Origin of the sequence: Kocuria sp. CPCC 205258 (assembly GCF_040981005.1) — a bacterium.
Classification (GTDB): domain Bacteria; phylum Actinomycetota; class Actinomycetes; order Actinomycetales; family Micrococcaceae; genus Kocuria; species Kocuria rosea.
Map to the genome: position 1 here is coordinate 18259 of NZ_JAVKPS010000016.1, position 13083 is coordinate 31341.

26 protein-coding genes are annotated in these 13083 nt (G+C 68.7%); 17 read left to right on the forward strand and 9 right to left on the reverse strand.

All coding sequences use genetic code 11. The features are described 5' to 3' along the window. The first annotated feature begins 5 nt into the window (after positions 1-5). The 9 genes from RF644_RS17700 to RF644_RS17740 all read left to right on the forward strand — a co-directional run bounded on the left by RF644_RS17700 (position 6) and on the right by RF644_RS17740 (position 3741). Entirely contained in the window at positions 6-209 is a 204-nt protein-coding gene (locus RF644_RS17700; RefSeq protein ID WP_368797497.1) for a hypothetical protein, read from the forward strand. Positions 210-731: 522 nt separating this feature from the next. Next, positions 732-908: a hypothetical protein gene (locus RF644_RS17705; protein ID WP_368797498.1), complete on the forward strand. Its 177-nt coding sequence runs from the start codon at positions 732-734 to the stop codon at positions 906-908. 9 nt (positions 909-917) lie between these two features. Next, positions 918-1040, forward strand: coding sequence for a hypothetical protein (locus RF644_RS17710; RefSeq protein WP_368797499.1), 123 nt, complete (start codon positions 918-920; stop codon positions 1038-1040). Beyond that, the gene (locus RF644_RS17715) at positions 1037-1204 is read left to right on the forward strand and encodes a hypothetical protein (protein ID WP_368797500.1); all 168 of its coding nucleotides are present in this window, start codon (positions 1037-1039) and stop codon (positions 1202-1204) included. The genes RF644_RS17710 and RF644_RS17715 overlap by 4 nt, the downstream gene beginning before the upstream one ends. A 66-nt stretch (positions 1205-1270) precedes the next feature. Further along, a complete protein-coding gene (locus RF644_RS17720; protein WP_368797501.1) occupies positions 1271-2266 on the forward strand; it encodes a hypothetical protein in 996 nt (331 codons plus the stop codon). Between the two features lie 281 nt (positions 2267-2547). Next, positions 2548-2853 (forward strand): hypothetical protein, encoded by a 306-nt coding sequence (locus tag RF644_RS17725; protein ID WP_368797502.1) that lies wholly within the window; start codon positions 2548-2550, stop codon positions 2851-2853. A gap of 19 nt (positions 2854-2872) precedes the next feature. Continuing rightward, on the forward strand, positions 2873-3271 hold the full coding sequence (locus RF644_RS17730; protein WP_368797503.1) for a hypothetical protein: 399 nt from the start codon (positions 2873-2875) through the stop codon (positions 3269-3271). Positions 3272-3352: 81 nt separating this feature from the next. Next, the gene (locus RF644_RS17735; protein ID WP_368797504.1) at positions 3353-3547 is read left to right on the forward strand and encodes a hypothetical protein; all 195 of its coding nucleotides are present in this window, start codon (positions 3353-3355) and stop codon (positions 3545-3547) included. Further along, positions 3547-3741, forward strand: coding sequence for a hypothetical protein (locus RF644_RS17740; RefSeq protein ID WP_368797505.1), 195 nt, complete (start codon positions 3547-3549; stop codon positions 3739-3741). Before RF644_RS17735 ends, RF644_RS17740 begins: the two co-directional genes overlap by 1 nt. A 235-nt stretch (positions 3742-3976) precedes the next feature. Here the strand turns inward: RF644_RS17740 and RF644_RS17745 are convergent, their stop codons facing one another. The 6 genes from RF644_RS17745 to RF644_RS17770 all read right to left on the reverse strand — a co-directional run bounded on the left by RF644_RS17745 (position 3977) and on the right by RF644_RS17770 (position 6619). Beyond that, positions 3977-4429 (reverse strand): helix-turn-helix domain-containing protein, encoded by a 453-nt coding sequence (locus RF644_RS17745; protein ID WP_368797506.1) that lies wholly within the window; start codon positions 4427-4429, stop codon positions 3977-3979. After that, on the reverse strand, positions 4426-4686 hold the full coding sequence (locus RF644_RS17750) for a hypothetical protein (protein ID WP_368797507.1): 261 nt from the start codon (positions 4684-4686) through the stop codon (positions 4426-4428). Before RF644_RS17750 ends, RF644_RS17745 begins: the two co-directional genes overlap by 4 nt. Positions 4687-4782: 96 nt before the next feature. Next, positions 4783-4995, reverse strand: coding sequence for a hypothetical protein (locus tag RF644_RS17755; RefSeq protein ID WP_368797508.1), 213 nt, complete (start codon positions 4993-4995; stop codon positions 4783-4785). Positions 4996-5127: 132 nt separating this feature from the next. Further along, entirely contained in the window at positions 5128-5661 is a 534-nt protein-coding gene (locus RF644_RS17760; protein ID WP_368797509.1) for a hypothetical protein, read from the reverse strand. 86 nt (positions 5662-5747) lie between these two features. Beyond that, the gene (locus RF644_RS17765; RefSeq protein WP_368797510.1) at positions 5748-5972 is read right to left on the reverse strand and encodes a hypothetical protein; all 225 of its coding nucleotides are present in this window, start codon (positions 5970-5972) and stop codon (positions 5748-5750) included. Continuing rightward, on the reverse strand, positions 5969-6619 hold the full coding sequence (locus RF644_RS17770) for a hypothetical protein (protein ID WP_368797511.1): 651 nt from the start codon (positions 6617-6619) through the stop codon (positions 5969-5971). The genes RF644_RS17765 and RF644_RS17770 overlap by 4 nt, the downstream gene beginning before the upstream one ends. A gap of 169 nt (positions 6620-6788) precedes the next feature. Here RF644_RS17770 and RF644_RS17775 point away from each other — a divergent pair, with 169 nt between their 5' ends. The 5 genes from RF644_RS17775 to RF644_RS17795 all read left to right on the forward strand — a co-directional run bounded on the left by RF644_RS17775 (position 6789) and on the right by RF644_RS17795 (position 8843). Next, positions 6789-7289, forward strand: a complete 501-nt coding sequence (locus RF644_RS17775; RefSeq protein WP_368797512.1) for a hypothetical protein — start codon at positions 6789-6791, stop codon at positions 7287-7289. Between the two features lie 71 nt (positions 7290-7360). Continuing rightward, positions 7361-7552: a hypothetical protein gene (locus RF644_RS17780; protein ID WP_368797513.1), complete on the forward strand. Its 192-nt coding sequence runs from the start codon at positions 7361-7363 to the stop codon at positions 7550-7552. Next, a complete protein-coding gene (locus RF644_RS17785) occupies positions 7549-7764 on the forward strand; it encodes a hypothetical protein (RefSeq protein WP_368797514.1) in 216 nt (71 codons plus the stop codon). Before RF644_RS17780 ends, RF644_RS17785 begins: the two co-directional genes overlap by 4 nt. A 41-nt stretch (positions 7765-7805) precedes the next feature. Beyond that, complete coding sequence (locus RF644_RS17790; protein ID WP_368797515.1) at positions 7806-8000, forward strand: hypothetical protein; 195 nt, start codon at positions 7806-7808, stop codon at positions 7998-8000. A gap of 378 nt (positions 8001-8378) precedes the next feature. Next, positions 8379-8843, forward strand: a complete 465-nt coding sequence (locus RF644_RS17795; RefSeq protein ID WP_368797516.1) for an ester cyclase — start codon at positions 8379-8381, stop codon at positions 8841-8843. A 69-nt stretch (positions 8844-8912) separates the two neighbouring features. Here the strand turns inward: RF644_RS17795 and RF644_RS17800 are convergent, their stop codons facing one another. Both RF644_RS17800 and RF644_RS17805 read right to left on the reverse strand, forming a co-directional pair. Then, a complete protein-coding gene (locus RF644_RS17800; RefSeq protein WP_368797517.1) occupies positions 8913-9344 on the reverse strand; it encodes a hypothetical protein in 432 nt (143 codons plus the stop codon). Positions 9345-9417: 73 nt separating this feature from the next. Next, positions 9418-9807 carry a hypothetical protein gene (locus RF644_RS17805; protein WP_368797518.1) on the reverse strand — a complete coding sequence of 130 codons (390 nt, stop codon included), beginning with the start codon at positions 9805-9807 and terminating at the stop codon, positions 9418-9420. A 120-nt stretch (positions 9808-9927) separates the two neighbouring features. Between RF644_RS17805 and RF644_RS17810 the strand changes: the two genes are divergently transcribed. Together RF644_RS17810 and RF644_RS17815 are read left to right on the forward strand one after the other, a co-directional pair. After that, positions 9928-10179, forward strand: a complete 252-nt coding sequence (locus RF644_RS17810) for a hypothetical protein (protein ID WP_368797519.1) — start codon at positions 9928-9930, stop codon at positions 10177-10179. Between the two features lie 8 nt (positions 10180-10187). Then, complete coding sequence (locus RF644_RS17815) at positions 10188-10412, forward strand: hypothetical protein (protein ID WP_368797520.1); 225 nt, start codon at positions 10188-10190, stop codon at positions 10410-10412. Between the two features lie 3 nt (positions 10413-10415). Here RF644_RS17815 and RF644_RS17820 read toward each other — a convergent pair whose 3' ends face one another. Beyond that, positions 10416-10919 (reverse strand): hypothetical protein, encoded by a 504-nt coding sequence (locus RF644_RS17820; RefSeq protein ID WP_368797521.1) that lies wholly within the window; start codon positions 10917-10919, stop codon positions 10416-10418. A gap of 656 nt (positions 10920-11575) precedes the next feature. Between RF644_RS17820 and RF644_RS17825 the strand changes: the two genes are divergently transcribed. Further along, positions 11576-13063, forward strand: a complete 1488-nt coding sequence (locus RF644_RS17825) for an amidase (RefSeq protein ID WP_368797522.1) — start codon at positions 11576-11578, stop codon at positions 13061-13063. Positions 13064-13083: the final 20 nt, after the last annotated feature.

The following is a 13083-nucleotide window of genomic DNA, read 5'->3' on the forward strand; positions in this document are numbered from 1 at the left end:
GTCCCATGGCCGAGAAGAAGACCCACGAGTACCGGCTCGACGACGCCGCCGGCCTTGACCGCGCCTACGACGACCTGGTGACCGAGACCGGCGACGGCTTCGCCGTGCAGCTGCCCAGCGAGGGTGACCGAGTCGTGGTGGTTCCTTCACGCGAGGATGCCACGGTGATCGCCGAAGCAGAGGTGCTCCGGCAGATGCTCGCGGCCTAGCGGCCGACGGACGCCGCCACGAAGAGACTGGCTGCCATCGACTCGGCGGCATAGCACCCCGGCACCAGGCCACCGACGCCCCGTCCAGCACGCGCTGGACGGGGCGTTGTCGTCGGCACCATCATCGATGTTTCACGTCAACGTTTCACGGTTGACCACTGCCCTGAATGTTTCACAGGCGATGTTTCACGGGTAGAGGCGCCTGGAGGTGCCCGGTGAAGCGCGACGCCAGCGCGTGCCGAATGACCCGCCGTGCCGCCGCGGGCCCTTGCGCACCGATCCCTTCATCCTGGGCACTTGTTCATCTTCCACGCCGGCGCTGTGCGACGACGTCATGGTGTGCGCAGCGCGCCGGCAGTGCGCCGCACACATGGGGTGATGAGCCTCTTCATCGGGGTTCGAGAGGAGTCTCAGACCCGCCCGTCAGTGTCGTGTCGTAGTAGATCAAAAGAACGACACGCACTACCGGCAGGTAACTACCCCTCCCCAACCGCTTTCGACCCCCGACGAAGGACTCCGCCGATGCGCCGACTCGCTGCGCTCCCGCTGCTCGCACTCGCCCTGGCCGGCTGCACCGCGGCCGACGCCGCCGAGCCGCAGACGGCCGAGGAGATGGTCGCCCAGCAGCTGGTCGAGGTCCAGGACTGGCAGGCCGACTGGTCGAACTCCGGCTGCGCTGAGAACCAGTCCTGGGATTAGATCTGCGGCGTGCACCTGCTCGAGGCCAGCTTCGTCGCCTCGACCGCTTCCCTGTCCTTCGATCGGACCCTGTACCCCACCTTGAACGACGACCTGACCGGTGATCAGCGTGACGCTCTGCTGGCCTATTGACGACGCTGCCAGCGGGCCTGGTTGGCACGGGCACCGCCGCGATGGAGGGCGATTGGATCATCCCCCGCCCCGACGGCAGCTATGACCTGTTCACCGACCATGTGTTCCGCACCGTGCGCGGCTTCGCGCCGGTGTCACATCGGTTCCTCGCCACGGCCGCCTGAGCGGCTCAGCTCCCCGCACGGCTTACCCTGAGATCCCCACCCCGTCACGATCGCGAAGAGACCACCATGTGCCGCACCACCGCCATCACCTCCCTCGCCCTGGCCGCCGGCCTCGCCCTCGCCGGCTGCACCTCCAGCTCCGGCCAGGACGCTTCTTCCACCGCACCGGCCACCCCTTCAGCCACCGCCGATGCCTCCGTCTCGGCCACCCCATCGGCGTCGGAGACCTACAAGCTCGGCCAGACGTTCACCGCCACCACGTCCTACGGCGCGGAGATCGTCGTGGAGCTCCCCGTCGAGGGCCCGGAAGAGGTGGAGCAGCTGCGCAAGGAGCTCGACGTGGACCCGATCTCCTACGCGAAGGTTGGCATCGACAACCGCGAAGGCACCGAGAGGGTCTCCGCCTACGCCATCACCCTCTACGACGAGGACGGCACCGCCTACGAGTTCAACGACCTCTCGACCAGCCACATCGGCGAGTGGGGCCCGGACTACACCGACGCCCTCGGCGGGGTCGAGGGTGAGTACGGCTACACACTGAACGACGGCACGGTCCTCGACGAGACGATTGGGGCGGACCTCAACGACCGCTCCACCACCCTCTACAACCAGCACCTCAACGACGGGGGCGCCTCACCGCTCGAGGTCACGACCGGGTGGATGGCCTCCACCGCCACCGAGCTGCCAGAGGAGATCACCGGGATCACCATCCAGCCCAACGGCGTCGGCGACGAGATGCTGATGACCCCGGGTGGGGCGATGCCGACCGCCAAGGCTCAGCCCTCGAAGGGCCCTGGCACCGACGCGCCCGACGCCCGGCCAACGAAGCCGGCGGACGAGTCCCAGGGCGGGTCCGGCCCCACCGAGGTGCCGATGCCTGGGGCGATCCCGAACCAGAACTTCACCTACGAAGAGGCGCTGGAGGCCCTGGAGAACGGCATGCCGTACTACGACGCCTTCTGCATCCACTACACCCCCACCACCGACGGCGGCCGCTCCCAGTGCGAGGGCATCGAGGCCGGCACGGTGGACTCGATCACCGGCGAGTACATCGGCGGCTGACACTGTGCCATTGGCGCCCCGGCACCTGCGCTCGACGCGGGAGCCGGGGCGCTTCACGTGGCGCGGGCTCCGCACACATGGGTGGTACGCGCAGCCCGCTGTTTCAGAGGAGGACCAGCGATTGTCATCATGACGCTCACGAAGCCCGACGCCACCACCGAGACCGTTGAGGTTGCTCCTCTGCCGGGCGGGCTGATCGTCACACCTGGCCGAGTGCACACCACCCAGGTCAGGGATGCCGCACACATGAGCCCCAGAACCGCCCGAACTCAGGAGACCCCATGACCGTCCTCGCCCACGAGCAGGCTGTAGCCGTGCTCACCATCATCCACCCGGACGCCACCTCCACCACCCGCGTCTTCATCGAGGATGACCACCACGAGCTCGACCCCTTCCACCGCGCCGTGAAGCGCCGCGACGCGGTGCTGGCCGAGCGCCCGGAGTCGAAGGCGACCATCGGCATCAACGAGCGCGCCCTGGACGCGGCGACCGTGACGAGGATGCACGACGCAGGCTTCCCCGCCTACGACCTCCTCGACGCCGAGCAGACCCGTCAGGCGATCGACGAGGTGAAGAACGACTCGTGACCACAGTGGCCGCGGCACCGTGCAGGCTGGCGCCGAGCAGGACACCACCGAGCAGGACGTCGCCACCATGACAGTCACCCGCGGCGAGGGCACCAGCTACACCACCCGGATCACCGACAGCGAGGTCTCCACCAACCCGCTGGCCCAGGCCGCCGCCGTGGCATCGTCGCTCGTGCGGGTGCGCCCGGAGATGACGGTCTCCGTCACCGGCAACGCCGAGGCGCGGCGCCAGCACGCCCGCCGGCGGGACCTGTTCGCCTTCCTGGGGCAGAAGCCGTGCACCTGCCCGAAGACCTACCGGCTTATCAGCTCTGCCTATCGGGCTGACGAGAAGCCGCGGCCGTTCGTCCAGGACATCACCGACCCGCAGGCCGACTGCCCGTGCTGCGGCTACCTGCCCGCCGAGCAGACCGCCTGACCGACCGCGCGGGGTCGCGCTCGCGCGTCGCTACGCTGGCGACATGGTTCAGACAGGTGTGACCGAGGCGGAGCTCCGCTGATGCCGGCCGACGAGATCCTCCGGGCGGCCGGCTACTCGCTGCTGCTGGCCGGGTTCCTGTTCATGATCCGCTGGTGGGTCGAGACCCGCGGCAAGGACCGGGGCGCCCGGGACCGGCGGATCGCGCTCGTGCTGGTGGCCGCTTCGCTGCTCTGCACGCTGGTCGCCATCATGCTCACGCCGGGAGGCAGCTGATGCCGACGTCGCTGCAGCTCAATCTGCTCGCCCTCGGGTTCCTGACCGCCGGGCTGGCGTTCCTGGCGCATGGCCTGGTCGAAGGCAAGGGCACGATGCCGAAGGGTCGAGATCGTCGTGCCGCCGCGGGTCTGTTGGCGATCGCGGCGGTGCTGTTCCTGGCCGCCGGCGGGTCGCTGATGTCGGGGGACTGAAGGTTCGCACCCTGGACAGCACTGTGGCGGCCCGGCTGGGAAGGCGGGCCGCCACGGTGACGCGCGCCGACAGGGGCGCTGCGTGCTGCGCGGCCACGCCCCCCCCGACGCGGCCTGCGCTGTGTCGGGCCGCTCAAAGCGGCTCACCGACAGCTTCAGCCTAGAGAGTCCGACCGCGCACCGGCAGCCCCACTTCTGTGCACAAGCATGGGTTCAGCGGCGCCGGTTGCCGGGGCTACTTCGGCGCCTCGACGATCCGCAGGCCCGGCACGTCCGCGGCCACCCGGTAGGCGACAGCCCGCCACCATCGGGCGGTGGGCGCCAGCGGTGCGCCCGGCAGGTCGAGGGCCGGCATGTCGGCGTCGCGGTCGTAGACCTCGAAGACCGGGTCGGGCCCGGCGTGCTCGAGCAGGTGGGCGGCCAGCTGGTCGGCGACCTCGGCGGTGTACGCCTCGATCCGCTCCACGTCATCGCGCACCCCGTCGGGGATGGGCCGCCGGCCGGACTCCCAGTCGTCGACCGCACGCAGACCGACGTTCAGAGCCGCTGCGAGCTGCTCGCGCGACAGGCCCATCGCCTCGCGCACGACCTTCAGCTCGATCGGCGTCATCCGTCCGTCGGCCGGCGCCTGTCCCGCGGGAAGCGGCTGAGGGCGGGACTGCGCCCAGCCGGCCAAGGCCTCGTTCACGATTCCTGCACCGTCTGCCCGGTGTCGTCGTCGGGGTGGGCGGCGCCGAAGGCCCAGTTCCACGGGGTGGTCAGGAAGTCGTAGGCGTCCTGCGGGAAGCCGTCGGCGTCGATCAGGTCCCTGGCGGCCAGGGCGATCAGGGCGTGGGCCACGGGCATCTGAAAGCTGGTGGCGGTGGCCGCGGAGGCACGCTCCAGGGCGTCCCCGGACGGCGGTGCGGAGTCCGGGCGGGTGTGCCGGTGCATCAGCAGGAACAAGTCGGTGGCGATCGCCTGCGACAGGCTCCGCCACGAGCCGAGGATGAGATCCAGAGAAGCCTGGCGTCCGGCCGCGGCCGCGGCGCTGACCGCCAGCTACACGGCGGCCTGACCGAGCGCGTCGTAGTCGACCTCGACCGGGGTGTTGTCGGTGACGAACTTCTGGTGGAGCTCGGCGGCCTTGCGCAGCGCCTGAGACTCATTGAGGCCGATGTCGGCCGCCTTCTCAAAGACGGCTTGGACCTGCGGGCCCTGGGGCCCGGCTGCGGCGGCGAGGATCTCCAGGTTCTGCCAGGTAGGGGTGCTCATCGCACGGTGCTCCTCGGGGAGTCGGAGGCGGTGAGCGACGTGTTCGCCCGGTGCCTGCTCGTCGCACCGTAGCAGTCGTCCCAACGGCGACAACAGAACCTGCAAGAGCAGGGAAGCGTCTGGCCGCGTTCGCTACTCGAGCCTGAGAATCGCCCGATTGATGTCCTCGAAACGCTTCTGACAATCACAGGAGACGAGGACCTTCAGCGCGTCCTCGGCGTTGAAGTCATCAGGGCCCACCAGCCAGCGGCAAACCTCGCCGTCCAGGTCAGAAGCGAGCCGGCCCAGCGGCAGCGGGTCCATCAGGGAGAGCATGTTCGCCTCGGCGGCGAAGCGGGTCGGGTCGGGGAAGTTCACCGCGACGCGGCCCGTGGCCCGGGTCTTCAGCACCTGGCGGTTCGGGCCCTCGAAGCAGTACTCCCCGTCCACCTCAGCATCCGGTGCAGCACCGAACTGGGTGCGGAACGCCGCGGCGGCGCGCTCGGTGGGGACGTACTCGTAGGCGGGGCGGGAGTCCATGTCGTGAATGCGTGGACCCCAGTCGCCGGTCGCCTCAGCCAGGGTGATGGCCAGCGCGCCGAGATCGAGCTCGGCCTCGGGGTGGTCCTTGGTGGCGAAGCGGCCGTCGGTGGCGCGCGGGTGCTGGTGGTCTACGAAGGTCGTCATGCCCGGAATGTGTGCGGCTGGTCCCTGGGGAGGACATGGCACCGCCCCGCAGCTCCTGGCGAGCGGCGAGGCGGTGTTAGAAGGCCTCAGCGGCGGGTCGCGATGATGGCCTCGTCGTCGTCGAGGAGACGCTGGGCCTCCTCGGGGGTGGCTACGTAGACGGTCAGGTCTGCCAGGGATTTCATCGGAACGCCGATGCGGCGGGAGGCAGAGGGGGTCGCAAGCTGTGCCAGGGCGTTCCCGTCGAGCTTGGTCCACGCCTGCGTCGCCTCGATAGCCGCGGCGTTCTCGTGTCGATTGATCACCGTCATGGTCGTGCACCTCCTTCAGAGGTCGTCCCACCATTATCGTCTTTGACGCTGTGGACGTCCATGGAGCTGAACAGCTCCTGCTGCTGATTCTCAATGATCTGGCGAATCTTCTCGCGAACCTCCCTTGGTGAGCCCGCGACGGTCACCTTGCGCTGCGCGGACTCTGGGTCGTTGCCCAGTGCCAGCAGCAGCGTGTTTCCGCGGTCTTGGGCGCAGATCCGGTTGAACAGAGCCAGATCGTCCTTCGGTGCCATATTGAGCTCACCGAGGGCGGTGATGGCCCTCTTGCCCAGATGACGCTTGTCTGGGGAGGGGTCCACGGAGGCGTTGAGCGCCCACTCCGCGCGTTTCCACCACCGGTCCGAGCGGAAGACCCTGTAGGCGACGTACGCCACGGCGAAAGGAATCAGCGCGGCCAGAACCTTCAACCGTTCGATGCTGCCGTCGAACCAGAACCAGAAACTGTCCATCACCTCGTTGTACCGGGGGAACCACCCGGCTCCGTAAATGATGAAGGCCGCGGCGATCACGAGGCCAGACGCCACCATGTGCCACCAGCGGAGCTTCCCCTTCTGTCGCTTCCGGTCTCCGGCACCGGGCTGCTTCCTGGTGGGGGCCTGAGTCGGCGCGGTGGGCGTTGACGTCATGTACTGCTTCTCCTCGCGGTGAATGGGATCGTCTCGAGCGTACCGAGCACCCCGGACGGTCTTCATCTGGCCTATCGGGCCGGTGCCGGTACGACTTCCATGTGTGCGGAGACACGCGCCGGTCCGGCTGGCTACCCTGGAGCCACGACATCAGAGCTGGGGGTGGCTCATGGGGCTCAAGACCAAGGCCGAGGGGTTGTCCGGCGGGCGGTTATTCCTGCTGTCGATCGCTGCATTCCTCGTCTGGTTCTACGCCTCCGACTGGCTCTGGGATCTGCTGGCAAGCTTCGCGGACTGGCTGGTGTCCATCGGCGGGTACGGGCTGTCCAACGCGGTGTTCGCTGCCCTGGTAGGCGCCGGGTGCTTCGCCGGCCTGGAGATCACCCGGCGGCGTCTGCGCCGGGTCGAGGTCGACGGGGACCCGGAGCCGATCAACCCGCCCTACGACTACGAGACCACCGCCCGTCCCTCGGTGTGGCTGGGTTGGACCGCCGGCGTTGTCTGCTGGGTCGCCGGGTTCGTGATCCTGACCGCCGGGTACCCGCACGTGTTCATCATCGGGCCTGTCATCGGCACCACTGCCGTTCTGGCCGGTCGGATGGAGGCCTCCCACGCCCGGGCGATGGATGCCCGCCGCGGGATGCCGCCGGCGGTCGCCGGCCCCGGATGAGGTGACGCCCGCCGGCGCCTGATCGTGCGACGATGCGAGCAGACAAGGTGCCGAGCGTGAAGGAGTGCAGCGTGTCGAGGCGATGGCAGCAGGTGCTCTTCCAGGCGGCGATCATCGTGGCCCTCATCGTGGGGCTTCGCCTGATCCTGGGCGAGTGGAACTGGTGGATGACCGCGATCGGTGTGGCCGCGTTGCTGCTGAACAACGTGTGGTCCGCGGGCGCCCGCCGCGGCGGGGCGGACGGCCGGCGGGAGAGGCCATGACACCGGACCGGTCCCTGCGCGGGCACCTGATTGCCATGCTCGTCGGCGCGGCGTTCCTGGTGCTGGCGCAGCTGGGCACTTGGCCGCCGGAGACCGGGTTCGAGCGAGCCCTGACCGGGCTCACCATTGCTGCGGTTCTGATTGCGGTGTCGCTGTCGTTTTACGAGTGGCTGCAGGGTCGGCGTCGCCGCGGACGGGGCAGCCAGCCATGACAGAGCAACGGCAATGGCCTAAGCGTGCGTGGTGGTCTGACGTGCTGATCGACGCGCTGAGCATCTTCGTGATCGTCGTTGTCGGATTGCTCTACGGGTGGGGCATGGCAGTCCTGGTCGGCGTGGTGGTTGTCTCCTTGGGGTTGTGGTGGAAGCTCGGTCGGTTCTGGACCCGGGACCAGCGATCGCGGATCCGCTGGCGAGCCCAGCAGCGTGCCGGCGACCGGCAGGTGTAGGTCGTGTCGAAGTCGCGTCGGTGGTACGTGGCGTTTCTGGGACTGATGCTGATTCTCTGCATCTGGCTCGGCCTTGAGGGCTCGGTGGGTGCGTAGATCACCGCGGTCGCTTTCGTCGGCCTGATCGCCTCGGTTGTCCAGCAGGACCGGCGGGCCCGCCGCCAGCGACAGGAGTAGCTGACGGGACGAAGCGCTCCGGCTCGGGGTCAAGCCCACGTGCGGTGTTTTGCAGGGCGGGAGGCGTCATGAGTGCTCCCTGAATCACGAGACTGCGACGATGCGGCCGGAACTCTTGGTGCCTCAGTCGGCCGGTGCCTACCGTCGGGTGTCCACCCTGCTGTGCGGAAGTGGCAGGTGCCCATCAGAGCGGAGGTCACCATGAGCGACATCCATACGTCCGTCGTCGGACCGGTCCACGGCGACAGCGGGGATCGCCGAGGGGACGTCGAAAAAGCGATCGCGGCTCTCAACGCCCACGATGCCGCGGGGTTCGCGGCGACCTACTCCCCGGACGCAGTCGTCTACACCGCGGCCTCGCCCGAGCCAGTGCGCGGGCAAGCCGCCATCCAGCGGGACACCCAACGGTGGATCGACTCGATGCCGGACATGACCATGGAGATCGAAGAGCTGGTCCTCGACGACTCGACCGCAGCGATGCGGCTGCTGTTCGTGGGCACCCACACCGGGCCGCTGGAGACTCCTATAGGGGTGGTGGAGCCCACTGGCCGGCGGGTGGCCGTGCCCATGGCGGTCTTCAACCGACGCGGCGAGAACGGAGCGATCGAGGTGGAGCACCGCTACTTGGACATGATGAGCATGGCCCAGCAGCTCGGTCTCACCTGACGGCGATGCTGACGAACGCCCCGGGCTCCGTCTCGGAGCACCGGGGCGTTCGTCGTCTCGGGGGCTGGATCAGAGGGCGGTGCCGAACATCTCGTCGAGCTCCCCGGGGTCGTAGCGGAACCCCAGCGCCTCGCGCAGATCGAAGCTGGCGACCAGGGTCAGCGTGTTGGCCGGGGAGGTGCCGATGACCTCGTAGCCCATCTGGACCGGCTCTAGGCCCCCTTCGACCATCTGGCGCACGACCGGGTAGTCCTCTCCGGCCTCCTCATTGGCGCGGCCCTCCAGCAGGGCGTGGAGGGAGACCTCCACGACCGCGGTCAGGAACCCGTCCTCGTCGGCGGCCGCAGCAGCCTCAGTAGCCGTCATGGGCTTCTCCAGCGTGGACAGGCCCCGCTGGGCGGCGTGGACGGCCAGGGAGTCCGGGGCGTGGCCAGCGGCGAGGGCGGCGGTCACAGCGTCGGGGACGGCGGTCTGAGCGGGTGCGTTCGTGGTCGTTTCCATACCCCTCATGTGTGCGGACGGACCTGTCGCAGTGCATCTGTGACCAGGTGCGACAATGCTCTGTGCTTCGTGTTCAGACCGCCCCGGAGACGCGGATCTCCGCCAGCTCCTTATCGGTGATGTCGCCGTCGAAGTCGTAGAGGGCGTCCTGGATGTCGAAGCGGGCGACGATCAGCGGGTTGCCGTTACGGGCGCCGCAGCACTCGAACTCCAGCTGGAACGGCGCGGGGCAGTCCTCGACGACGCGGCGGGCGATCAGGCCTTTCTCCCCGTCCTCCTCGCGGTCGTGAGCGGTGAACATCTCTGCCAGGGGGATTTCCACGACGGCGACGAGCACCCCGTCGGGCCCGGCGGTCTCGATTGCCTCCTCGATTGTGTGGGGCCTCTCCAGCGGAGTGAGGCCGAGTGCCGCGGCGTGGGCGCTGAGGGAGTCGGGGACGATGGCGGGTTCGGTGGTGTCCATGCCCGCCATGTGTGCGGACGGCGGAGCTGAGCGCGGTGCTCCCCCGAAGTGGGTCTGCCGCCGGCGCTGGGGGCCGTGGCACGATGCCCGGACGGTGTCGGGTGGATCGGGGGAGCGCGCATGGTGGTCGAGGTCGTCGGTACCGTCTCCGGCGCGCAACGATTCCGGCTGGTGCAGCGCCGGCTGAGCGTGGCGCTGGTCGTCCTGACGATCGGCATGATCATCCTCTGGCCCTACGAGGAGGCGCACCGGTCGGTGCCGAGCTTCGTGGTGACCTCGCTGTGGACGCTGGCGGCGATCGCCCTGTCGTCCATGATGATCGCCGGCCCGGACGAGGAGCCCCACGAGGACGTTGGCGAGGGCGCTCTGTGAGGGGTGTCGTGCTCGGGATCTGCGCGGGGGCGGCTGTGGTGGCGGTGGGCCTGTGGATCATCTGGGTCTTCCGCGGGGTGTTCCCGATCTGGATCGTGCTGGCGGCCGTCGCAGCCCTCTTCGGGCGCCCGGTGTTCGAGTGGCTGGAGTGGCGGTACCGGATGCGCGAGCAGGACCGGCAGGACGAGCAGGCCCTCCAGAACGAGCGCGACCGCAAGGACGAGGAGGGGTAGGGGTCAGCTCCAGTCGGCGCCGGCCGGCAGGTCCGCCGGCGTGCCGAGCACCCCGACAGCGACCACCCGGGCCACCAGCACCAGCAGCGGTGGGATGATCGCCAGCCCCACGACCCAGGCCCGCTCCCGGTAGGCGCGGGCGAACAGGTCCTCCGTCTCCCCATCGGGGCCGCCGACCCACTGCCGGTGGGAGAGACGTCCCGCGTACTCGCTGAAGTAGCGGGCCTGGACGTAGCCGACGGTGAAGAAAGCGGCGCCGACGGCCGGGACGACGACCGTCTGCGTGTCCGTGACGCCGTAGAGGACCTGGGTGCCCACAGCGACCATCAGGAACAGGCTCATGGCCAGCATCGCGACGTGGAAGAGCGTCACCGACAGCCGGGTGGAGACCACCGGGATCTCCTCGGGCGTCCCCGCGATCCGAGCAGCGATGGCAGCGCGGGCCAGCGTGGCGATGATGACCACGAGGAAGAGGGCGAACACGACGGCGAACGAGCCGATGATCACGATGTAGTCCCTCCTTGACCGCTCCGGCACCGGACCCCTCAAGCGTAGGAGTTGCAAACGCGAACTACTGTCCGCATTGCTGAGGTGCTGTTCACTCAGCTGTCGTGGATGCCTGTGGCAGGCTCCACTTATGTGGTGCGGGGGACCGTGCATGATCAGCTGAGCGAGCCGCACTGTCCACGACAGCATGATGGCGATCTTCAGCACAACGTTCACCGGACTTGAACCAGCGCCTGATGCGCCATCCGGTGCCGCCGGCGGCCTGGACGGACTTCGCCTGGTGTTCGGCGACGATCTCCGTCACCACCCCTGTCCCGCGCATCGCTGCGGCGTGAGCCGGCCGGTAGCCCGGGGCGGCCCTCAGCGGGATCCGCCGGATGTCGTGACAGGTGCGCAGGTACTCGACCGCCTGAGCGATCCGGGTCGGCGGCGGTGAACGCGATGAGGGTGGCCACGGCGGTGCTCCTGGTCTCTGGAGTGGTGTCGACCCTTCTATGTGCGGGCGCGCGCCCAGGCGGTCGTTGCGGCGGGTGATCCACCGCGTGGTCGGCGAGGATCGGCCCGGATCACGCACGACCGCGGGAAGACCCCTTGGCGGCGCCTGGACCGATCCGTAGCATGCGGACTGACAACGATGTCGCACCGCAGGAGGCACCATGCTCACCGAGATCGATTTCGCCTACGTCAGCGCCACCGAGCTGGCACGCCGGGTCCGGGAACGCGAAGTGTCCGCCGTCGAGCTGCTCGACGCCTGCATCGAACGGATCGAGACCCGCAACCCCAGCCTGAACGCCTTCGTGTACCAGGGCTTCGACGACGCCCGCAACGCCGCGGAGTCCGCCGATGCGGCGGTGCGCTCCGGCGCCGAACTGGGCGCGCTGCACGGGGTGCCGACCGCCATCAAGGACCTGTTTGACTTCAAACCCGGCTGGCCAGCCACGTTCGGTGGGGTGCGGGCCCTGAAAGACTTCTCCGTGGACGGCTACTGCCTCTTCGCCGAACGGGTGGAGAAAGCCGGCGCGGTGATCGTCGGCAAGACGAACTCCCCGGTCATGGGCTACCGCGGCGCGTGCGACAACCCGTTGTTCGGCGCCACCCACAACCCATTCGACACCGCCCGGAACACCGGCGGATCCTCCGGCGGCAGCGCTGCCGCGGTGGCCGATGGGCTGGTCCCGTTCGCCGAAGGCACAGACGGCGGAGGTTCCATCCGCATTCCGGCTGCCTGGTGCGGCCTCTACGGCTACAAGGCCTCCTTCGGGCGCGTTCCCTCTGTGGTGCGTCCCAACGCCTTCGGCAGCACCATGCCGTTCCTGTTCGAAGGACCGTTGACCCGCAACGTCGAAGACGCGGCCCTGGTGCTCAACGCGATCTCCGGACACGACCCCCGCGACGTGTTCAGCCTCGACGAGGAACCGCACGACTTCACCACCGACGTGCACCGGGACATCTCCGGGATGCGGATCGCCTACACCGCCGACTTCGGGATCTTCCCGGTCGACCGGCGGATCCGGGCGGCCGTGGAGCAGGCGGTGCAGCTCTTCCGCGACGCCGGCGCCACCGTCGAAGAGGTTGACTTCCGCATTCCCTACGATCAGCGCCAGCTCAGCGATCTGTGGTGCCGGCAGATCATGCTGGTCAACGTGTGCGCTTTCGAGAACTTCAAGAGCAACGGCGTGGACCTGCTGGGTGAGCACCGCGAGGACTTTCCGGAGGGGTACCTGCGCTGGGCCGATCACGTCTACAACATGTCGACGGCCGAGCTCAACGAGGACTACGTGATGCGCTCAGCGGTCTACGACGCAATCCAGGCCGTCTACACGGACTTCGATCTGCTGGTCAGTCCGACCCTCAGCGCGATGCCGGTTCTCAACGCGCAAGCGCCCGGCACCACCGTCGGTCCCACCGAGGTGGAGGGCGTGGAAGTCGACCCTTACATCGGGTGGTGCCCGACCTACCTCACCAACTTCACCGGCCACCCGGCGGCCTCCATTCCGGCCGGGCTGGTGGACGGGTTGCCGGTCGGCATGCAGATCCAAGGCCGCCGCTACGCCGATGGTGACGTCCTGGCCGCCAGTGGCGCCTACGAACGGCTCCGCCCCTGGACCGACATCTACGACCGTTGCCGCACCCGCACCTTGTGATGCACCTCGGCGCGGCAAGA